The 21,092-nt window shown below is 70.5% G+C and carries 19 protein-coding genes; 16 read left to right on the top strand and 3 right to left on the bottom strand.

The annotated features are described in order from the left end of the window. Window positions 1-19: 19 nt before the first annotated feature. The gene (locus ACQP1K_RS11690) at window positions 20-913 is read right to left on the bottom strand and encodes a peptidylprolyl isomerase (RefSeq protein ID WP_433500900.1); all 894 of its coding nucleotides are present in this window, start codon (window positions 911-913) and stop codon (window positions 20-22) included. Between the two features lie 357 nt (window positions 914-1,270). On the opposite strand from ACQP1K_RS11690, the gene ACQP1K_RS11695 reads away from it, so the two are divergent. The 16 genes from ACQP1K_RS11695 to ACQP1K_RS11770 all read left to right on the top strand — a co-directional run bounded on the left by ACQP1K_RS11695 (window position 1,271) and on the right by ACQP1K_RS11770 (window position 17,747). Continuing rightward, window positions 1,271-1,651, top strand: a complete 381-nt coding sequence (locus tag ACQP1K_RS11695; RefSeq protein ID WP_433500901.1) for a hypothetical protein — start codon at window positions 1,271-1,273, stop codon at window positions 1,649-1,651. A 37-nt stretch (window positions 1,652-1,688) separates the two neighbouring features. Continuing rightward, the gene (locus ACQP1K_RS11700; protein ID WP_433500902.1) at window positions 1,689-2,996 is read left to right on the top strand and encodes a replication-associated recombination protein A; all 1,308 of its coding nucleotides are present in this window, start codon (window positions 1,689-1,691) and stop codon (window positions 2,994-2,996) included. 121 nt (window positions 2,997-3,117) lie between these two features. Beyond that, window positions 3,118-3,534: a DUF948 domain-containing protein gene (locus tag ACQP1K_RS11705; protein ID WP_433500903.1), complete on the top strand. Its 417-nt coding sequence runs from the start codon at window positions 3,118-3,120 to the stop codon at window positions 3,532-3,534. Beyond that, entirely contained in the window at window positions 3,531-3,830 is a 300-nt protein-coding gene (locus ACQP1K_RS11710) for a hypothetical protein (RefSeq protein ID WP_433500904.1), read from the top strand. The genes ACQP1K_RS11705 and ACQP1K_RS11710 overlap by 4 nt, the downstream gene beginning before the upstream one ends. Window position 3,831: 1 nt before the next feature. Beyond that, window positions 3,832-6,504, top strand: a complete 2,673-nt coding sequence (alaS, locus tag ACQP1K_RS11715) for an alanine--tRNA ligase (protein WP_433500905.1) — start codon at window positions 3,832-3,834, stop codon at window positions 6,502-6,504. A 13-nt stretch (window positions 6,505-6,517) separates the two neighbouring features. Beyond that, complete coding sequence (ruvX, locus tag ACQP1K_RS11720; protein WP_433500906.1) at window positions 6,518-7,006, top strand: Holliday junction resolvase RuvX; 489 nt, start codon at window positions 6,518-6,520, stop codon at window positions 7,004-7,006. Then, on the top strand, window positions 7,003-8,037 hold the full coding sequence (gene mltG / locus ACQP1K_RS11725; protein ID WP_433500907.1) for an endolytic transglycosylase MltG: 1,035 nt from the start codon (window positions 7,003-7,005) through the stop codon (window positions 8,035-8,037). Before ruvX ends, mltG (ACQP1K_RS11725) begins: the two co-directional genes overlap by 4 nt. 223 nt (window positions 8,038-8,260) lie before the next feature. Continuing rightward, a complete protein-coding gene (gene mltG / locus ACQP1K_RS11730; protein WP_433500908.1) occupies window positions 8,261-9,400 on the top strand; it encodes an endolytic transglycosylase MltG in 1,140 nt (379 codons plus the stop codon). Beyond that, entirely contained in the window at window positions 9,397-10,275 is an 879-nt protein-coding gene (locus tag ACQP1K_RS11735) for a shikimate dehydrogenase (RefSeq protein ID WP_433500909.1), read from the top strand. The genes mltG (ACQP1K_RS11730) and ACQP1K_RS11735 overlap by 4 nt, the downstream gene beginning before the upstream one ends. Before the next feature lie 229 nt (window positions 10,276-10,504). Further along, a complete protein-coding gene (gene infC, locus ACQP1K_RS11740) occupies window positions 10,505-11,146 on the top strand; it encodes a translation initiation factor IF-3 (RefSeq protein ID WP_433500910.1) in 642 nt (213 codons plus the stop codon). Window positions 11,147-11,324: 178 nt separating this feature from the next. Next, window positions 11,325-11,519: a 50S ribosomal protein L35 gene (gene rpmI / locus ACQP1K_RS11745; RefSeq protein WP_055481925.1), complete on the top strand. Its 195-nt coding sequence runs from the start codon at window positions 11,325-11,327 to the stop codon at window positions 11,517-11,519. 23 nt (window positions 11,520-11,542) lie between these two features. Then, complete coding sequence (rplT, locus tag ACQP1K_RS11750) at window positions 11,543-11,923, top strand: 50S ribosomal protein L20 (RefSeq protein ID WP_433500911.1); 381 nt, start codon at window positions 11,543-11,545, stop codon at window positions 11,921-11,923. Between the two features lie 67 nt (window positions 11,924-11,990). Beyond that, window positions 11,991-12,827 carry a TrmH family RNA methyltransferase gene (locus tag ACQP1K_RS11755; RefSeq protein WP_433500912.1) on the top strand — a complete coding sequence of 279 codons (837 nt, stop codon included), beginning with the start codon at window positions 11,991-11,993 and terminating at the stop codon, window positions 12,825-12,827. Window positions 12,828-12,900: 73 nt separating this feature from the next. Continuing rightward, window positions 12,901-13,995, top strand: coding sequence for an ATP-binding protein (locus ACQP1K_RS11760; protein ID WP_433500913.1), 1,095 nt, complete (start codon window positions 12,901-12,903; stop codon window positions 13,993-13,995). Window positions 13,996-14,073: 78 nt separating this feature from the next. After that, window positions 14,074-15,174 carry a phenylalanine--tRNA ligase subunit alpha gene (pheS, locus tag ACQP1K_RS11765; protein WP_433500914.1) on the top strand — a complete coding sequence of 367 codons (1,101 nt, stop codon included), beginning with the start codon at window positions 14,074-14,076 and terminating at the stop codon, window positions 15,172-15,174. Continuing rightward, window positions 15,174-17,747, top strand: a complete 2,574-nt coding sequence (locus ACQP1K_RS11770) for a phenylalanine--tRNA ligase subunit beta (protein ID WP_433500915.1) — start codon at window positions 15,174-15,176, stop codon at window positions 17,745-17,747. The genes pheS and ACQP1K_RS11770 overlap by 1 nt, the downstream gene beginning before the upstream one ends. Before the next feature lie 213 nt (window positions 17,748-17,960). Here ACQP1K_RS11770 and ACQP1K_RS11775 read toward each other — a convergent pair whose 3' ends face one another. Both ACQP1K_RS11775 and ACQP1K_RS11780 read right to left on the bottom strand, forming a co-directional pair. Next, the gene (locus tag ACQP1K_RS11775; protein WP_433500916.1) at window positions 17,961-18,998 is read right to left on the bottom strand and encodes a polysaccharide deacetylase family protein; all 1,038 of its coding nucleotides are present in this window, start codon (window positions 18,996-18,998) and stop codon (window positions 17,961-17,963) included. Window positions 18,999-19,351: 353 nt separating this feature from the next. Further along, on the bottom strand, window positions 19,352-21,025 hold the full coding sequence (locus ACQP1K_RS11780; protein WP_433500917.1) for a class I adenylate-forming enzyme family protein: 1,674 nt from the start codon (window positions 21,023-21,025) through the stop codon (window positions 19,352-19,354). Window positions 21,026-21,092 lie beyond the last annotated feature (67 nt).

Here is a 21,092-nt window from a genome sequence, read left to right on the forward strand (position 1 = left end):
CACGATGGGGGGTGGGGGGTCAGGAGATCCTGACGTCCTTGATCACGATGCGGGTCTTGGGGGCGTTGGAGCCGCCCTCGTCGCTGGTGATGTCGCCGCCGTCGGGGAAGACGATGACCCCGCCCTTGGCGATCTTGTCGACGATGTCGAGACCCTTGGTCACCATGCCGAACGGCGTGTACGCCTGCGGGAGCTGGGCGTTCTCGTCCGTGAACGAGATGGCGAACTGGCTGCCGTTGGAATTGGCGTCCTCCCCGCCCTGGGCCATGAAGACGACGCCCCGGACGTAGTGCGGGCCGAGGTTCTCGTCGTCGAACAGATAGCCGGGGCCGCCGGTGCCGTCGGTCGGGTTCTTGCCGTCGCCCTTGGCCTGCGGGTCGCCGCACTGCAGCAGCCCGACGCCGTTGGTCTCCAGCGTGGCCAGCCGGTGGCAGACGGTGTTGTCGAAGAAGTTCTTCTGGGCCAGGAACGCGAAGGAGTTCACCGTGCACGGTGCGTCCCCGGTGGCCAGTTCGATCACGATGTCGCCGAGATTCGTTCTCATCGTCATCTTGGACGCCTTGATGACCTTGGCGCTGAGCTTCTTCGGCGGGTAGCCGACGAACTTGGCCGGGCTGCCGCTGTCGTCCTTGCGGTACTGACAGGTGATCTTCCGAAGGTCCGTGGGGCGCGCGCTCGGCGTCGGATCGGCCAGTTCCGAGGGGATGGCGGAGGGACCGGCGGACGGCGCGGCGCTCGGGCTCTCCTCTCCGGAGCCGGCCCCGGCGGCGTCGTTCTTGCCACCGCACGCGGCCAGGCCGCCTATGAGCGCGAGCATGCTGAGGCCCACGCCGAGACCCAGGCCGACACGGGGGGTGGTAGTACGCTTGGCCGTGCGCGAAGCCGGCTGCTTCTGCCAGTCAGTGTCGGTCACCGCTTTGCCTTCCCTTTTACCTTCGATGACGATTTCGAACCGTCACTCTAGTCGTGATCGCGTTCGCTTCGTGTAAAGCACGCTCGTTGTGGGTATTACTACACTTTTGCCGTAAAATACCTGCCTCCCCGCCCTGACCCGCCGGAGAACCGATCCGTGTGCGAACCGATCGGCCGGGGAACCGATCGCTGATCCGCCGGCCGAATCGATCCGCCGGCCTTGAATCGATCCGCCGGCGAGCGATTCGGCGGCGAGCGATTCGGCGGCGAACCTTCCGCGACTCGGGGGTGTATTCGGGGACGAGGCGCCGGGACACTCCCGCCCCGGGCCCACATGACCCCGCTCAGGAGGACCTCGATGTTCGACCAGATCTTCGGCCTCCCCGCCCACCCCCTGATCGTCCACGCGGCCGTCGTGCTGAGCGCCCTGGCCGCGCCGGTCGCCGTATTCGCGGCCAGGGAGAGCGGCGAGGCGCTCCGGGACCGGCTGTTCCAGGGGAACGTGCCCGCCCCCGTCGCCGAGCACGAGAGCCTCGCCGGTCCCCTGATGGTGCTCACGGCGGGGCTCGCCGTGGCCGCCGTCCTGCTCGTCCGGTTCACCCGGCCCCGGGCCGCCGGTCCCGCCGCGAGCCCCGCCGTCGTGGCCGTCTCGGCCGTCGCCGTCGTGTTCGCCCTGGCCGTCGGCTACTACGTCGTACGGCTCGGGCACAGTGGAGCGACCGCGGTCTGGGGACGTTAGGGACCGTCTGACATCCCCTGACGGTAGGGTCGGCGTTGTGGAGAGCCTGTTCGATTCGGCGGCGGAGGAGGCACACCGCGGCCAGGAGCCGCTGGCGGTGCGGATGCGCCCGCGCGGCCTGGACGAGGTGATCGGGCAGCGGCATCTGCTGGGCCCGGGCACCCCGCTGCGGCGGCTCGTCGAGAGCGACGCGCCGATGTCGCTGTTCCTGTGGGGGCCTCCGGGGACCGGCAAGACCACGCTCGCCTACGTGGTGTCGAACGTCACCGAGCGCAGGTTCGTGGAGATCTCCGCGGTGTCGGCCGGCGTGAAGGACGTGCGCGCCGCGATCGACCAGGCCCGCCGCGAGCTGGGCATGACCGGCAGGCAGACCGTGCTGTTCGTGGACGAGGTCCACAGGTTCAACAAGGCCCAGCAGGACGCGCTGCTGCCGGCGGTGGAGAACCGGTGGGTCACGTTCATCGGCGCGACCACGGAGAATCCGTACTTCTCGGTCATCTCTCCGCTGCTGTCCCGCTCACTGCTGCTCACGCTGGAGTCGCTGACCGAAGACGACATCCGTCTCGTCCTGGAGCGTGCGGTCGCCGACCCGCGCGGTCTGGACGGGCGGGTCACCCTGCGGCCCGAAGCGCTCGACCAGCTGGTCCGGCTCGCCGGGGGCGACGCACGGCGCTCGCTCACCTACCTGGAGGCCGCCGCGCTGCTCGCCGACGACGTCACGGTGGAGGTCGTGGAGCGGGCGGTCGACAAGGCGGCCGTACGGTACGACCGCCAGGGCGACCAGCACTACGACGTGGTGAGCGCCTTCATCAAGAGCATGCGCGGATCGGACGCCGACGCCGCGCTGCACTACCTGGCCAGGATGGTGGAGGCGGGGGAGGATCCGCGGTTCATCGCCCGCCGGATCGTGATCTTCGCGTCGGAGGACGTGGGCATGGCCGACCCCACCTGCCTGCAGACCGCGGTCGCCGCGGCCCAGGCCGTGGACTTCATCGGGCTGCCGGAGGGCCGGATCAACCTCGCCCAGGCGGTGATCCACTGCGCGCTCGCGCCCAAGTCCAACGCCGTCGTGACGGCCATCGGGGCCGCCTGTGACGACGTACGGCGCGGCCTGCTCGGGCCGATCCCCGCCCACCTGCGCGACTCCCACTATCCCGGAGCGAAGAAGCTCGGCCACGGGAAGGGCTACCAGTACCCGCACGACTTCGAGCATGGCCTGGTGAGGCAGGACTACGTCCCGGAGGAGTTGCGGGAGCGCCGCTACTACCGGCCGACCGCCCACGGGACCGAGGCGCGGTACGGTGAACGCTGGGCGAAGATCAGATCCTTCCTCCGCGGGGAGTGAAAGCCTCCCAAGCGCGCGGTGAGGATCGGCGGGCGGTGCGTTCGCGGTAGGGTCTGGTGCCCTGGGGGGCACCACATTCCAGCCTCGGCTGATCGAGGAAACAACCTAGGGAGATCGGCACATGCTGAGCGCGGGAGAGCTGGCGGGTCTGCTCGTCGCCGTCTTCTGGGCGATTCTGGTCTGCTTCATGGCCGTCGTGCTGGTGAAGCTGACCAAGCTGCTGAACGAGACGACCAGGTCGGTGGCCGAGCTGAGCGAACGTCTGGCGCCGTTGCTCGACGACATGGGCCGCACGGTCTCCGAGGCCAACCGCAGGCTGGCCGACACCGAGGCCATCACCGACAACGTCCGCACCGCCAGCGGCGATCTGGTGAAGATCACCGGTGTCGCCTCCGCGCTGTTCGCCACCCCGCTCATCAAGATCTCCGCGCTCGGGTACGGGCTGCGCGCCGCGATCGCGGCACGCCGCGCCGGCCCCGTGGCCGTACCCGCCCCCCGGAGGGGTGAGCGGTCGCCGGTCCGGAGGGGGCACGGGTGATCCGGCGCCTCTTCTACATGGCCCTGGGAGCGTGCCTGGCGGTCTGGGTCATGCGTAAGCTTCAGGCATTGCGGCCCGACCACGTCGCCCGGCGCGCGGCCGACCGCACGGTCACACTCGCCGGCCGGTTCAGGGAGTTCGCCGGTGAGGTACGGCGGCACGCGGCGAGCAGGGAAAGCGAGTTGCGGGCCGAACTCGGGCTCGGCAGTGTTAGCCGAATCAGCAGTGTTGACAGGATCGGCGCCGTCGACGCAGGCGGCGCCCACGGATACGACGACGTAAAGGATGGCCGCTGAAATGGAGTCGGCAGAGATCGCCCGCCGCTTCCTGCGCTTCTTCGAGGAGCGCGGGCACACCGTCGTGCCCTCGGCCAGCCTGGTCGCCGAGGACCCGACGCTGCTCCTGGTCAACGCGGGAATGGTCCCGTTCAAGCCCTACTTCCTGGCGCAGCAGAAGCCGCCCTACCCGCGGGCGACCAGCGTGCAGAAGGTCGTGCGCACCCTCGACATCGACGAGGTGGGCAAGACGACGAGGCACGCCAGCTTCTTCCAGATGCTGGGCAACTTCTCCTTCGGCGACTACTTCAAGGCGCAGGCGATCCCGTTCGCCTGGGACCTGCTCACCCGGCCGGAGTCCGAGGGCGGCTTCGGCTTCGCCGAGGACCGGCTCTGGGCGACCGTCTATCTGGACGACGACGAGGCCCAGAACATCTGGCACCGCGAGGTCGGCCTGCCGCTCGACCGCATCCAGCGGCGCGGCCTCGCCGACAACTACTGGCACATGGGCGTGCCCGGTCCCGGCGGCCCGTGCTCGGAGATCTACTACGACCGCGGTCCGGAGTACGGTCGCGAGGGCGGTCCGATCGCCGACGAGAACCGCTACCTCGAGGTGTGGAACCTCGTCTTCATGCAGGAGCAGCTCGCCGCCGTCCGCAGCAAGGTCGACTTCGACATCGAGGGCGAGCTGCCGGCCAAGAACATCGACACCGGCATGGGCCTGGAGCGCATGGCGGCGATCCTGCAGGGCGTCGACAACATCTACGAGATCGACACCACCTACAAGATCCTCGACCGCGCCGCCCAGCTCACCAGGTCCCGGTACGGCAGGGACAAGCGCGGCGACGTGTCGCTGCGGGTCGTGGCCGACCACATGCGGGCCGGCGTGATGCTCGTCGGCGACGGCGTGCTGCCGTCCAACGAGGGCCGCGGCTACGTGCTGCGCCGCATGCTCCGCCGTGCGATACGCAACCTCCGCCTGCTCGGCGCGGGCGAGGAGCGGTACATGCACGAGCTGACCGCCGTGACCATCGACGCCCTGGGCGAGCAGTACCCCGAGCTCAAGGTGGACGCGGCGAACATCCACACGGTCATCGACGCGGAGGAGGCGTCCTTCCTGGGCACGCTCCGCACCGGCACCGCGATCTTCGAAGCGGCGGTGGAGGAGACCAAGCGCAAGGGCACGGCCGCGCTCGGCGGCGACCAGGCGTTCCAGCTGCACGACACGTACGGCTTCCCGATCGACCTCACGCTGGAGATGGCGGCTGAGCAGGGCCTCCAGGTCGACGAGGAGGGCTTCCGCCGGCTCATGAAGGAGCAGCGGGACCGGGCCAAGGCCGACGCGGCGGCGAAGAAGACCGGCAACGCCGACATCTCGGTCTTCACGAACATTCTGGAGAAGTCCGGCCGGGTCGACTTCCTGGGCTACGACAACACCCTGGCCGAGGCCCGCGTCATCGGCCTGCTCGTCGACGGCCTCGCCGTACCGGCCGCCGGGGCGGGCACGACCCTCGAGGTGGTCCTCGACCGTACGCCGTTCTACGCGGAGGGCGGCGGTCAGCTCTCCGACCAGGGTGTGATCCGCACCGACGGCGCCGAGATCGAGATCAACGACGTCCAGTCGCCGCTCGCGGGCCTGATCGTGCACCGCGGCAAGGTACGTGCCGGCGAGGTCCGCGTCGGAGACCAGGCGCAGGCCGAGATCGACCTCGAGCGGCGGCGCGCGATCTCCCGCAGCCACACCGCGACCCACCTGGTCCACCGTGGCTTCCGCAACGCGCTCGGCGAGTCGGCCGCGCAGGCGGGGTCGGAGAACTCGCCCGGCCGCTTCCGGTTCGACTTCACCGCGGCCGGCGCCGTCCCGGCCGGCGTGCTGCGCGACGTCGAGGACGAGGTCAACGCGGTCCTGATCGACGACCTGAAGGTGAACGCCTTCTACACCAGCCAGGCGCAGGCACGCGCGATGGGCGCGCTCGCGCTGTTCGGCGAGAAGTACGGCGACGAGGTCCGGGTCGTCGAGGTCGGCGACTACTCCCGTGAGCTGTGCGGCGGCACCCATGTCGCCACCTCCGGCCAGCTGGGGCTGGTCAAGGTGCTCGGCGAGGCGTCGATCGGCGCGGGCGTGCGCCGGGTCGAGGCGCTGGTCGGCCTCGACGCGTTCCGGTTCCTCGCCCGGGAGAGCGTGCTGGTCGCCCAGCTCAGCGAGCAGCTCAAGACCCGCCGCGAGGAGCTGCCCGAGCGGATCGAGGGCATCGTCACCCGCCTGCGCACCGCGGAGAAGGAACTGGAGCGGCTGCGCTCGGCGCAGGTGCTCGCCGCCGCCGGCGAGCTGGTGGCCGGCGCACGCGACGTCCACGGGATCTCGGTGGTCACGCACCGCGCGCCTGATGGCACCTCCCCGGACGACCTGCGTAAACTCGCCCTCGATGTGCGCGGGCGGTTCCCGGGCGACCGCGCCGCCGTGGTCGTCGTGTCCGGCATCCCCTCTGACCGTCCGGTCGTCGTGGCCGCGGTCAACGAGGCGGGACGCGAGCGCGGCCTGAAGGCCGGTCGGCTGGTCGGCGTCGCCGCCAAGACACTTGGGGGTGGCGGTGGCGGCAAGGACGACGTGGCGCAGGGCGGCGGAACCCGCCCGGAGGCGATCGGCGACGCGCTGCGCGCGGTCGAGGAGGCCATCTCCTCGTCCGTCGGCTGACGGCGGTCGTGACATGAGACACGGCGTCCGGATCGGCGTGGACGTCGGCTCGGTCCGGATCGGGGTGGCACGCAGCGACCCGTCCGGCCTGCTGGCCACCCCGGTCGAGACCGTACGGCGCGGCCGGGGAGACCTGGACCGGATCGCGGAGATCGCGGCGGAGCACGAGGCGATCGAGGTTCTCGTGGGGCTGCCCACCTCGCTGTCGGGCCGGGAGAGCCACGCGGCCAAGGCCGCCAGGCAGTTCGCGGCACGGCTCGCCGCCCGGCTCGCCGGGTCCGTCGAGAAGGTGCCGGTCCGCCTGGTCGACGAGCGGCTGAGCACGGTCACCGCCCAGCGGGGGCTGCGCTCGAGCGGCGTGCGATCCCGCGACCAGCGCGCCGTGATCGACCAGGCCGCCGCCGTCGTGCTGCTGCAGGCCGCTCTCGACGGCGAACGAGCCACGGGCAGACCACCGGGCGTCGCTCCCGGGGAGGAAGCGAGCGGCGGGGCCGGCGCGTGAGGCGCGGGCCGGTCGTCGTGGCCGGAGGCGCCGTGCTTTTCACGGTGGTCGCCGTGTTCGGGGCGCGCTCGGTCCTGCGGACCGCCCCGGAGGCCGGGGACTTCGCCGGCTCGGGTTCGGGCTCGGTCATCGTGGAGATCACCCCGGGCGCGAGCGCCGGCGAGATCGGGGAGACCCTGCGGCAGGCGGGTGTGGTGGCCAGCACCCGGTCGTTCGTGCAGGCGGTCGTGGCGCGATCCAAGGAGGGCAGCCTGCAGCCCGGGCGTTACCGGCTGCGCCGCGGGATGGCGGCCGCCTCGGCGCTCGAGCTCCTGCTGGCCCCCACGTCACGGGTGACGCGCACGGTCACCGTGCCCGAGGGACTGCGCCTGTCGGAGGTGCTCGCGGTGCTGTCGGCCAAGTCGGGCATCCCCTCGGACGAGTTCACCAGGGCCCTCGCCAGGCCCGGCGGGCTGCGCCTTCCGTCGTACGCCGAGGGCGTGGTCGAGGGATTCCTCTTCCCCGCGACGTACGAACTCCACCCGGGCATGACCGCACGCGGCCTGCTCGCCACCATGATCGACCGGTTCCGTCAGGCGGCCGGGGACGTCCGCCTGGAGCGGCTGGCCTCCCGGCGTGGGCTGTCCCCGCTCCAGGCCGTGACCGTGGCCAGCATCGTGCAGGCGGAGGGCGGCCGGGACTCCGACTACCCCAAGATCGCGCAAGTCGTGTACAACAGGCTGCGGCGGGGCGCGAAGCTGGAGATGGACAGTACGGTCAACTACGCGCTGCGCAGGCACACGCTGAAGGTCTCCGTACAGGACACCAAGGTCGAGTCGCCGTACAACACCTATGCGCACCCGGGGCTGCCGCCGGCGCCGATCGGCAACCCGGGGGAGAGCGCCCTGAGGGCCGCACTCCAACCCGCCAAGGGTGACTGGTTTTGGTTCGTCACGACCGATCCACAACGGAAAATCACCAAATTCACTGACAAAGAGACGGAGTTCCGGAAATATCGGGAGGAGCTGAACAGGTACCTCGGGACCAACTAGGGAGTGTGAAGCACGACCTGGTGCTCTGACTGACAGGATTCGCCAAGGAGGAGCGGTGCCCAGGCGGCACACCCGCGAGGCGGGCGAAGACCGGAGGGAGGGGCACGAGGGCGGCGGACGGGACCCGGAGGAGACGGCCCCGACCCCCGGTTCGGTCCACTCACTTGACGTGGGACCGTTCGGACCGGGAGATTGGCCAGCGCACACTATGAATGATCTGGACATGGACTTCTTGCTAGGTGCCGAGAACGACGAGGCGCCCTCTCGCCGCCGGTCCACCGGCAGCAGGACCCAGCAGCGCCGCAGCCGCAGGCGGCGCAAGCGGCAGCGCCGCAAGGGCTACGTCGCGACCCTGTTCGCGGTCGTGATCATCGTCGGCGTCCTGGGCGGCGCCGGGTACTACGGCTTCAACTGGGTCCGCGGGGTGATGATCCCGAAGGACTACACGGGCGAGGGCAGCGGCGAGGTCGTGGTCGAGATCAACGAGGGAGCCACCGCCTCCGACATCGCCCAGATGCTGGAGGACGAGGGCGTGGTCGCCAGCGCCCGGGCGTTCGTCAACGCGGTCGGCGCCGCCGGGAAGAGCTCCTCGCTCCAGCCGGGGCAGTACACGATGCGCAAGGGCATGTCGGCGGCGGCCGCCGTCGTCCTGCTCGACCCGAGCAACCGGGTGCTCAACAGGCTCACGATCCGCGAGGGCCTGCGCCTCAGCAAGATCTTCACAGAGCTGTCCACGGCCACGGGAAGGCCCGCCTCCGAGTTCCGCAAGGCCGCCCGCGCGGACATCGGCCTGCCCTCCTACGCCAAGGGCAAGCTCGAAGGGTTCGCTTTCCCCGCGACCTATGAGATAAGCGCGAAGCAGACGCCGAAGCAGATACTGTCCAAGATGGTCGAGCGGTTCACCCAGACCGCGGAGAAGCTCGACCTGGAGGAGCAGGCCAAGCAGATCGGCTTCTCGCCCCGCCAGATCATGATCATCGCCAGCATCGTGCAGGCCGAGTCCGGCAGCGCCGAGGACATGCCGAAGGTGGCCCGGGTCATCTACAACCGGCTCGGCCGCAACCCGCAGATGCCGCTCGCGATGGACAGCACGGTGATGTACGGCCTGGGCAAGTACGGCATCTCGGCCACGCACGCCGACCTGAAGAGCACCTCGCGATACAACACCTACAAGTACCTCGGCCTGCCGCCCGGCCCGATCACCAACCCGGGCGACCACGCCATCGAGGCGGCGCTGAACCCGGCCGACGGCAAGTGGCTGTACTTCGTGACCGTCGACCCCAAGCGCGGCATCACGAAGTTCACCGACAGCGACACCGAGCACCAGAGGTTCGTCGAAGAGTTCAACAGGAACAACCGATGACCGGAACCGTCTCGCGTGCCGCCGTCCTCGGCTCTCCGATCGCCCACTCGCTGTCGCCGATCCTGCATCGGGCGGCCTACGCGGAGCTGGGCCTGCGTGACTGGCGCTACGACGCGATCGAGTGCGACGAGGACGGCCTGGCCGGGCTGCTCGGCACGATGGGACCGGAATGGGCCGGCCTGTCTCTCACGATGCCGCTCAAGCGGGCCGTGCTCCCCCTGCTCGACACGGTCTCCGACCTGGCCGTGGCGGTCGGCGGCGCCAACACCGTCGTCTTCGGGGACGGCGGCGCGCGGCACGGCGAGAACACCGACGTGTACGGCATCGTGGCCGCGCTCACCGAGGCCGGGGTGTCCGCGCCGAGGGGGGCGACGATCCTGGGCGGCGGCGCGACCGCGGCCTCGGCGATCGCCGCCCTGTGTGAGCTGGGACTGGGCGGGCCGGGGCTCGGCGAGATCACTCTCGTGGTCCGCGATCCGGCGCGCGCCGGGGAGACCCTCCGGGTGGCCGAGCGGCTCGGGGTGACGGTGGCCGTCGTGCCGTTCGACAGAGGGTTCGGCCGGGAGCCGACCGGCCGGATCGGGACGGGTGAGCTGGTGATCTCCACGCTGCCCTCGGGGGCGGCCGACCATCTCGCCGGGGAGGTGGCCGCGGCGCTGCCGGACAAGGGGGCGCTGTTCGACGTGGTGTACGCGCCCTGGCCGACTCCGCTGGCGGCGGCCGTGCTGGACCGGGGGCTGACGGTGATCGGCGGCTTCGCGATGCTGCTGCACCAGGCGGTCAGGCAGGTGGAGCTGATGACGGGCCGCAGCGAGGTCCCGGTCGAGGCGATGCGCGCCGCCGGCGAAGCCGAGATCACCCGGCGGGCCGGGTGACCCACCGGGCCGGGAGCACGGAAGGAATGGTTCGTGCTCCGGCGACGTTGTGCTATCGTAAGTCATCGATCGGTCCGGCGCGGCGCCGGACGCGCAAGCGGAGGTCCTCCTCCCACCTGATTCGCCGAAAGGTGGACGGGTCAAGGATCACACCGGAGTTTCCGGCAGGCTGGGACTCCGGCGAAGAGTTCGGCTCAGTGACCCCGCATGCGTGACGTGCGGGGTTTTCGTGTTTCCCGCACGGTCGAGTAGCAAGCGGAAGTCTTTTGGAGGTCCCATCAGCACCGAGCCCCGCATCAACGACCGCATTCGTGTGCCCGAGGTCCGCCTCGTCGGCCCGAACGGCGAGCAGGTCGGCATCGTCTCCATCGGCGACGCCCTGAAGCTGGCCCAGGAGAGCGACCTCGACCTCGTGGAGGTCGCGGCGACGGCCCGGCCGCCTGTCTGCAAGCTCATGGACTACGGCAAGTTCAAGTACGAGTCGGCCATGAAGGCGCGCGAGGCCCGCCGCAACCAGGCGCACACGATCATAAAGGAGATCAAGCTCCGGCCTAAGATCGATCCGCACGACTACGAGACCAAGAAGGGTCACGTCGTGCGCTTCCTCAAGGCGGGAGACAAGGTCAAGGTCACGATCATGTTCCGGGGCCGCGAGCAGTCCCGTCCGGAGCTGGGGTTCCGGCTGCTGCAACGGCTCGCCGAGGACGTCACCGAGCTGGGCTTCGTCGAGTCACAGCCCAAGCAGGACGGCCGAAACATGATCATGGTCATCGGGCCGCATAAGAAGAAGGCCGAGGCCAAGGCCGAGAAGGCCGCGGCCAAGGTGCAGCGTGGAGAGAACCCGGCGATGGAGAATTCCGCCGCGGAGTGATCCACGAGATCCGGGCGACGGCGCGTCCGGCCTGAGGGCCGGACCGACCACCCGGAAACAGACCACATATTGGACGAGCCAGGGCTGACATGGTCCCGGCGCGGTAGGTCACGCCGTCGGAACGGAGGGCACTGGACTCGGTCCGGCGGCACGGATGAAGTAGGGAGAGACGGCTGACATGCCGAAGATGAAGACGCACAGCGGTGCGAAGAAGCGGTTCCGGCTGACCGGTACCGGCAAGGTCATGCGCCGCCGTGCCAACCGGCAGCACCTTTTCGAGCACAAGCCGTCCACCCGCACCCGCCGTCTCGACGGTTTGGCTGTCATGTCGGACGCCGACACCAAGAAGATCAAGAAGCTGCTCGCCAAGTAACCGACCCGGGGAGATAGAACGAAATGGCACGCGTGAAGCGGGCGCTCAACGCCAAGAAGAAGCGCCGGGTCGTCCTCGATCGGGCGAGTGGTTACCGTGGGCAGCGGTCGAGGCTGTACCGCAAGGCCAAGGAGCAGATGCTCCACTCGATGACCTATGCGTACCGGGACCGCAAGGACAAGAAGGGCGCGTTCCGGCGTCTGTGGATCCAGCGCATCAACGCGGCCGCGCGGCTCAACGGGATGACCTACAACCGGTTCATCCAGGGCCTGCGTCTCGCCGGCATCGAGGTGGACCGCAAGATCCTGGCCGACCTCGCGGTGAACGACGCCCAGACCTTCGCCACGCTGGTCGAGTCCGCCAAGAAGGCGCTCCCGGCCGACGTGAACGCGCCGGTCGCCTGAACTGAATCCGCTGAGGGCTCACCGTCGTCCGGTGGGCCCTCAGTCACGTTGAGGGATCGGGAAGGTAATGGCGGAGATCACGAACATCAGGTCGCCACGCGTGAAGGCGGCGCGCAGGCTGGCCAAGCGGGCCTTCCGTGACCGCGACCGCGCGTTCCTCGCCGAGGGGCCGCAGGCGGTCCGCGAGGCCCTGGCGATCGAGGACGCGACGGTCGAGCTGTTCGCGACCGCGGAGGCGCAGCTCAGGCACGGCGACATCGTCGCCGCCGCCACCGCCGCCGGCGTCCCGGTCCACTGGGCCAGCGGCGAGGTCATGGCCGAGCTGACCCAGACCGTCACGCCGCAGGGCATCGTCGCGGTGTGCCGGTTCGTCCACGTGCCGCTCGCCGAGGCCGTACCGCCGTCCGGGGCCCGGCTGGTCGCCGTGCTCGCCCAGGTGCGCGACCCCGGCAACGCGGGCACGGTCCTGCGTACGGCGGACGCCGCCGGAGCCGACGCCGTGGTGTTCGGCGGGGCCTCGGTGGATCCGTACAACGGCAAGTGCGTGCGGGCCAGCGCCGGGAGCCTGTTCCACCTCCCGGTCGCGATCGGCGCCACGGTGGCTGAGGTCGTACGGCACGTACGAGAGTCGGGGCTGCGCGTGCTCGCCGCCGACGGTGCGGGAACCCGGACGCTCGACGAGACCGACCTGGGGCGGCCGACGGCGTGGATGTTCGGGAACGAGGCCTGGGGGCTGCCCGCCGAACTGCTCGATCTCGCCGACGAGGTGGTGCGGGTGCCCATTTACGGCCGGGCGGAAAGCCTCAATCTCGCCACCGCGGCCGGCATCTGCCTCTACGCTTCCGCGCGTGTTCAACGGAAGACTTTACACTCCGTAGAAGAACCCACTACCCCGCGCAGTTGACCCTGCCGACATTCCCTGGAAACCCGCTATTGTCGGCGGTCAAGGCACAGGGCGAAGTCGAGGAGGCGTTCTCGTGCGATGTGACGACACCCCCGGCGGCACCCAGGAGCGGGCCGACTGCGGGAGTGCGTACATCGATGTGGACGAACTCCCCGACGGGCTCGTCGTGGTCGACGGCGACGGCGTCGTCCTCAGCGTGAACCGGGCGGCCGAGCGGCTGACCGGGGTGACGCGCCGGGCGGCGATCGGCAGGCACATCGGCGACGGCCTCCCGTTCCGCGACACCGACGGCCGCGACTGGTGGAAGAGCCTCGACCCGCACGGCGGCCTGGCCATCCGCAGCCGTCAGCCGGAGCGCCCGCTGCATCTGCCCGGCCGTCCCGAGTTGCTGGTCGCCACGCGCCTCGTCCGCAGGCCCGAGCGGGGCGGCCCGGTCGTCCGCATCGTGATCACGCTCAGGGACGCCTCGGCCAGGGCCAGACTCGAGCGCAGCAGGGCCGACCTCGTGTCCACCGTCGCGCATGAGCTCAGGTCGCCGCTGACCAGCGTCAAGGGGTTCACGGCGACGCTCCTCGCGAAGTGGGAGCGATTCAGCGACGCGCAGAAGCTCGTCATGCTGGAGACCGTCAACGCCGACGCCGACCGGGTCACCCGGCTGATAACCGAGCTGCTCGACGTCTCCCGGATCGAGTCCGGCCGGCTGCAGATCCACCGTCAGATCGTGGACATCCCCGCACGCGCCCGCCGGATCGTCGCCGGTCGCGTCGCTGCGGGGGAGCGCGAGGACCGCTTCCACATAGAGGTACGCGGAGAGTTGCCCGAGGCCTGGCTCGACCAGGACAAGATCGACCAAATCCTCGCCAACCTGGTGGAAAACGGGCTGCGGCATGGACGCGGTACGGTGACCATAGTGGTCGAGCCGGTCGAGTGGGGAGTGGCGGTGTCGGTACGCGACCAGGGTGAGGGCGTGGCGCCCGAGCTGGTCGGCCGTGTCTTCCGCCAGTTCTGGCGCGGCAACGGGCGTCGCCGGGGGGGCACCGGGCTCGGCCTGTTCATCGTCAAGGGTCTCGTGGAGGCCCACGGCGGAACGATCAGCGTGCAGCGCGCGCCCGGCGGCGGCGCCGAGTTCCGATTTATCCTGCCCACCGGCGCCCCCGACTTCGGGTGACGGTCCCGGTGGGCTGATCGGACTAAACTGACTCCGCCGAGCGCCCGGCGCTCGCTGCCCTGGATACGGAGCTTTCTCTTGTCGAACACCTATGACCCGGTCGAGGTGACGCCGTTGCACGCGGACGAGGTCGCGCGGGCGCGGGCCGATGCGCTCGCCGCCATCGCCGCGGCGAAAGACCTCGATGAACTCAAGCAGGCCCGGCTCGCGCACGCGGGAGACAGGTCGCCCATCGCACTGGCCAACCGTGAGATCGGCGCGCTTCCGCCCGCCGCGCGGGCCGAGGCCGGCAAGCGGATCGGCACCGCGCGCAGAGCCGTCGCCGAGGCGCTGGCCGCCCGCCAGTCCGAGCTGGAGGCCGAGCGCGACGCCCGCGTGCTCATCGAGGAGACCGTCGACGTCACGCTGCCCTGGGACCGCAGGTCCCGCGGCGCCCGGCACCCGCTCACCACGCTGCAGGAGCACATCGCCGACGCGTTCATCGCGATGGGCTACGAGATGGCGGAGGGCCCCGAGCTCGAGGGCGAGTGGTTCAACTTCGACGCGTTGAACATCGCCCCCGACCACCCGGCCCGCTCCGAGCACGACACGTTCTTCGTGGAGAGCACCGAGTCGGGCAAGGTGCTGCGCACCCAGACCTCGCCGGTGCAGGTGCGCGCGCTGCTGTCACGCCCGCTGCCGGTGTACGTGATCTCGCCGGGCAAGACCTTTCGCACCGACGAGCTCGACGCCACCCACACGCCGGTCTTCCACCAGGTGGAGGGCCTGGCGGTCGACAAGGGGCTGACGATGGCCCACCTGAAGGGCACGCTCGACCGGTTCGCTGAGGTGATGTTCGGGCCGGGCATACACACGCGGTTCCGGCCGAACTACTTCCCCTTCACCGAGCCGTCGGCCGAGATGGACCTGCGCTGCTTCGTCTGCCGCGGCTCCTCGGCGCTGCCGGGCAACCCGCCCTGCCGTACGTGCAAGGGCGAGGGCTGGATCGAGTGGGGCGGCTGCGGCATGGTCAACCCGCGGGTGCTGGTCGCCTGCGGCGTCGACCCGTCGGTCTACTCCGGGTTCGCCTTCGGCATGGGCATCGAGCGCACGTTGATGTTCCGGCACAACGCCGAGGACATGCGCGACATGGTCGAGGGCGACGTCCGGTTCACCCAGCCGTTCGGAATGGAGGTCTGATGAAGGTCCCGCTCTCCTGGCTGCGGGAGTACGTCGATCTCCCCGCGGTCACCGCCCACGAGGTGGCGGACAGGCTCACCGCCGCCGGTCTCAAGCTGGAGGCCATCACCTCGCACGGCCACGAGATCAAGAACGTGGTCGTCGGCAGGGTCCTCGAGATCGAGGAGCTGACCGGCTTCAAGAAGCCCATCAGGCACTGCAAGGTCGAGGTCGGGGAGGCCGCGCCGCGCGAGATCGTGTGCGGCGCGACCAACTTCTCCGTCGGCGCCGTCGTGCCGGTCGCGCTGCCCGGCGCCGTCCTGCCCGGCGGCTTCGAGATCGGTTCACGCAAGACCTACGGGCGGCTCTCGGACGGCATGATCTGCTCGGAGGCAGAGCTCGGCGTCGCCGAGTCCTCGCCGGGGATCCTGCTGCTGCCGGACGACACCCCGATCGGCGCCGACGTGGTCGAGCTGCTCGGCCTGCGCGACGACGTGCTGGAGCTGGAGATCACCCCGGACCGCGGGTACGCGCTGTCGATCCGGGGCGTCGCGCGTGAGGCCGCCATCGCGTTCGGCGTGTCGTTCCGCGACCCCGCCCGGATCGAGCTGCCCGCCGCCGACGGCGAGTCGTGGCCGGCGTCGATCGGCGACCCCACCGCCTGCGATCGGTTCGTGCTGCGCGCCGTGTCCGGGTTCGACCCCGCCGTCGAGAGCCCGCTGTGGATGCGGGTGCGGCTGGCCCGCGCCGGCATGCGGTCGGTCTCGCTCGCCGTCGACGTGACGAACTACGTGATGCTGGAACTGGGCCAGCCGCTGCACGCCTTCGACCGCGCCCGCCTGACGGGCGAGATCGTCGTGCGGCGCGCCAGGCCGGGGGAGCGCCTGGAGACGCTCGACCACGTGGTGCGAGGGCTCCACGAGGACGACATCCTGATCACGGACGCCTCGGGGGCGCTCTCGATCGCCGGCACGATGGGCGGCCTGCACACCGAGATATCGGACGACACCACCGACATCGTGGTCGAGGCCGCGCACTTCTCCGCCACCGGCATCGCGCGTAACTCGCGCAGGCACAACCTGGTGAGCGAGGCGTCCAAGCGGTTCGAACGCGGCGTGGACCGCGAGCTGCCGCTGGCCGCCTCCTGGCGTGCCGTACGACTCCTCGTCGAGCTGGGCGGGGCCACGGCCGAGCCCGGGGTCACCCACGCCGAGGTCGAGCCCGCCCCGGTGCGGATCACGATCCCGGCCGACTACCCCGGCCGCGTCGCGGGCCTGACGTACTCACGGGAGACCGTGATCCGCAGGCTGGAGCAGATCGGCTGCGTGGTGACCGAGGGCTCGGCCGGGCAGGCCGTCGCGGCCACGGGCGGTGTGGCCGCCACCGGTGTGGTCTCGAGCAGCGGCATGGCCGGCAGGCTCGCCGTCCCCGGCGACGACCTGATCACGGTCACCCCGCCGAGCTGGCGGCCCGACCTGTCCGATCCGAACGACCTCGCGGAAGAGGTCATCCGGCTGGAGGGCTACGAGCACCTGCCGTCGGTCCTGCCCGTCGCGCCGGCGGGCGCCGGACTGACCGAGGAGCAGCGGCTGCGCCGCAGGGTGGGCCGGGCGCTCGCGTTGTCGGGGTACGTCGAGGTGCTGTCGTACCCGTTCATGGGCGGACGCGACCTCGACAACCTGCTGCTCGCCGAGGACGACCCGCGCCGGCGGGCCACCCGGTTGGTGAACCCGCTGAGCGAGGACGAGCCGTTCATGCGGACCACGCTGCTGCCGGGCCTGCTGAAGACCCTGGTACGCAACGTGGGCCGCGGCTTCGGCGACGTCGCGCTGTTCGAGACCGGCCTGGTCTACCGGCCGGAGCCGGACGCGCCGGCCACAGCGCCGGTGCTCGCGGTCGACAGAAGGCCGTCGGCCGAGGAGATCGCCGAGGTCGAAAGGGCGCTGCCGAGGCAGCCCCACCGGGTCGCCGTCGTCCTCACGGGCGAGTTCGAGCGCTCCGGCTGGTGGGGCGAGGGCCGCCGGGCGTCCTGGGCCGACGCCGTCGAGGCCGCCCGGGCCGTCGCCCGCGAGGCGGGGACGGATCTCGAGGTCCGGTCCGGCCGGCACGAGCCGTGGCATCCCGGACGCTGCGCCGAGCTGAGCATCACCGACCCGGGCACCGGCGAGCGCGTCGTCGTCGGCCACGCGGGTGAACTGCACCCGCGCGTCGTCGAGGCGTACGACCTGCCGCCCCGCACGGCCGCGATGGAGCTGGAGCTGTCGCTGCTGCGGCCGGCGGGACCGGTGCAGGCGCCCGCCGTGTCCACCTATCCGGTGGCGACGCAGGACGTCGCGTTGATCGTCCCGGCCGAGACGCCGGTCGCCGAGGTGGCGGCCGCGCTCACCGAGGGCGCCGGCGAACTGCTCGAGTCGGTCCGGCTGTTCGACGTGTACGAGGGCCCGCAGGCGGGTGAGGGCAACAAGTCGCTGGCCTACGCGCTGCGCTTCCGGGCGGCCGACCGGACGCTCACGGCCGAGGAGACCACGGCGGCCAGGGACGCCGCGGTCGCGCTGGCCGCAGCTCGCACCGGAGCCCGGCTCCGCGGGGCCTGAGCGCACGGCGAGAAGGACAGGGGGACGGGCGCCGGAAAATGCTTCGGCGCCCGTTCGCGTCTGTGGGTACGCTGTGGAGTCCCCGCCGGGCCGTACGGTGGTTTCCCGTGCCTTCGCTGGCCGGGAAGACGGACGGCCGCGCGGGGGGCAGGCCTCCCCGCGCGGCCGTCCAGACGCCCTCCCGGGATCAGGAGGTCGTCATCGTGGTGGGCGTCACGCCGTGCTGCAGCTCGGCGTGGGCGTGGCGGCGGTGCCGCCGGCCGTGAATCCGAAGGTGGTGGAGGCGCCTGCGCCCACGCTGCCGTTGTAGGTCTCGTTGCGTACCGTGACGGAGGAGCCGGAGCCGGACAGGAAGCCTCCCCACAGCTGCGTGATGCTCTGGCCGCTCGGCCAGGTCCAGGTCACCGTCCAGCGGCTGATCGCGGAGCTGCCCGCCTTCACCGTGACGTTGGACTGGAAACCACCGGGCCAGGAGTTCACCGTCTGGATCGTCGCGGTGCACCCGCCCTGTCCGGGCGTCGGAGTCGGAGTGGGCGTCGGCGTCGGCGTGGGGGTCGGCGTGGGGGTCGGGGTCGGAGAGGTGGGCGGCGGGCTGGTGCCGCCGTCAGGCGCGACGGCCCGGCCGGTCGACGGGGAGATCATGCCGGGGCACAGGTTGCGGCTCCTCAGGTTCGCGACGATCTGCGGGATCGCGGCGACCGTGGTCGCGTACTGGTCGTGCATGAGGATGATCTGACCGTTCTGCAGCCGGCTCGCGGCCTGCACGATCTGGGCCGTGCTCGCGCCGTTCCAGTCCTGGGAGTCGACGTCCCAGATGATCTCCCTGAGGCCGAGTTGCTGCTCGACCGACTTGAGCGTGGCGTTGGTCTCACCGTACGGCGGGCGGAACAGGCTGGGCGCGCTGCCGGTGATCTGCTGGATCGCCTGCTGGGTCTGCTGAAGTTCCGACTGGATCTGCCAGCTGCTCATCTGGGTCAGGTGCGGATGAGTCCAGCTGTGGTTGCCGATCCACATGCCGGCGTCCACCTGGGCCCTGACCAGAGACGGGTAGTTACTGGCGTTCTGCCCGATGTTGAACATGGTCGCCCGTACGCCGTTGGCCTTCAGCGTGTTGAGCAGCGTGGTGGTGTTGCTCGGGTTGGGACCGTCGTCGAAGGTCAGGCCGACGTATCCGGCGCTGCAGTCCGCGGCCCTGGCCGTGGACGGCAGGGCCACGGCCAGGGCCGCGCCGACGATGCCGATGGCGCTCATGACGAGTGCCTTTCTCAAACGTGCACGGCGGCTGCGGCCGCTGCCGGTGGAAACGGCGCTGTCGATCATGTCTGTTCCTCCACTGGAACACTGATCAAGACGGGATGGGTGCGGTGCCGGCCACGCATGTCGGGGGAGAGCTCTGCCTGCCGCTCATTCTGTGGAGAGTCTCTGAAACATGTCAACGATCAACTGAAAAATTTCAAGAACCCGACCGATCAATATGGCCTTGTGCTGCTGTAACGTCGAAGGTCTCCAATGGAAACTTTCAGCAGGAAAACGCGGCAGTCAGCCCCGGACATGCGAGCAGGCCGGTCATGGCGTCCGCATGACCGGCCTGCGACAGACGGGGATCAGAGGCCGAGGATCTCCCGCCTGAGCCGGGTCTTCAGCACCTTGCCGCCGGGGTTGCGCGGCAACTCGGCCTCCCGGAACCAGAATCGGACCGGCACCTTGAAGGCCGCCAGGCGCCCGCGAAGGAACTCCTGGAGCTCCCCGGCGGTGGCCGCCGAGTCCGGCCTGAGCCGTACGACGGCCCCGACCTGCTCGCCGAACTCGTCGTCGGGGATGCCGATGACGGCGGCGTCGTCGACAGCGGGGTGGTCGAACATGGCCGCCTCGACCTCGGCGCAGTAGACGTTCTCGCCGCCGCGGATCACCATGTCCTTGGCCCGGTCGACGATGTAGACGAAACCCTCCTCGTCGATCCTGGCGAGGTCGCCGGTGTGCAGCCAGCCATCCACGAACGTCTCGGCGGTCGCCTCCGGCCGGTTCCAGTACCCCTTGATCACGATGGGGCCGCGGACGCACAGCTCGCCGACCCGGCCCGGCGGCAGCTCGTTCCCGAGGGGGTCGCAGACCTTGACGTCCACCACGGCCAGCGGACGGCCGATGCTGTCGGGTCTGGCGAGGTAGTCCCCGCCGCTGTTGTACACGGCCAGCGCGCTCGTCTCGGTCATGCCGTACCCGTTGGACGGGGTCCGGCCCGGGAGCAGCTCGGTGAGCCGCTCGAGCAGCTTGGGCGGGGCCGGCGCGCCGCCGTACGAAACGCCCCCGAGCGAGGAGATGTCGTGGTCGCCGAGGGAGGGGTGGGACAGGAGCTGCCAGGCGTTGGTCGGCACGCCGCTCAGCACCGTGACCTTCTCGCGCTCGATCAGTTCGAGCGCGGCTCCCGCGTCCCACCTGTACATCAGCACCAGCCCGCCGCCGTTGAACATCGTGGTCAGGAGTACGGCGAAGCACCCGGTGGCGTGGAAGAGCGGGACCGTGAGCAGGGTGTTGGGGCGCACGCGCGCGACGGCGGCCGGGTCCTTCCCGGCGAGCGCCGCGCTGTGCAACCTCGCGTATGCCACGGTCATCGGGGCCTGGCCCAGGTTGCGGTTGCTGCCGAGCGCGCCCTTGGGCCTGCCGGTGGTGCCGGAGGTGTAGAAGATCGTGGCGGGGTCGTCCGGGGCGACCTCGACCGGCGGCAGCGTCACATCGGCACGCACCTCGCCGAGCACGTCGGCCCAGTCGGCGCGACCAGAGGGGCTCGCGCCGTCGCCCCTCGCGACGATCATCGGCAGGCCGGCGCCGGAGAGCCGTTCCGCGCGCTCGCCGTCCGCGATCACGAGCTTGGCCCCGGAGTCGGTCAGGCCGTACGCCAGCTCCTGCTCCGTCCACCAGGCGTTCAGCGGCACGGCCACGGCCCCGACGGCCAGGACGGCGGAGAAGGAGATGATCCACTCCGGGTGGTTCCGCATGGCGATGGCCACCCGGTCCCCTTTGCGCACGCCGTAGTCGTCGACCAGCCGGTGGGCCAGTGTCGCCGCCAGCTGGAAGTGCCGCTCGTACGTGTACCGCTCGCCGGAGTAGACGACGAACACCCTGTCGCCGTGGAAGCGGGTGATCTCCAGCAGCGCCCGGAAGGCCGATGGGGCGTGCTTCCAGATACGGATCTTGTGGCCGTCCGCCTCGTCCTCTTCCATCTCGAAGAGCTGGCCGGGGGCCGTGAGTCTGGCCTGGACCTGTTCCCTGGTGATCGCCATGTGGGTGCACGCTCCCGGGTCGTCACTTGCCGAGACTTCACGATACCGACCAGTTGGTACGTGGACC

The sequence above is a fragment of the Sphaerimonospora sp. CA-214678 genome (assembly GCF_050942215.1).
GTDB lineage: Bacteria > Actinomycetota > Actinomycetes > Streptosporangiales > Streptosporangiaceae > Sphaerimonospora.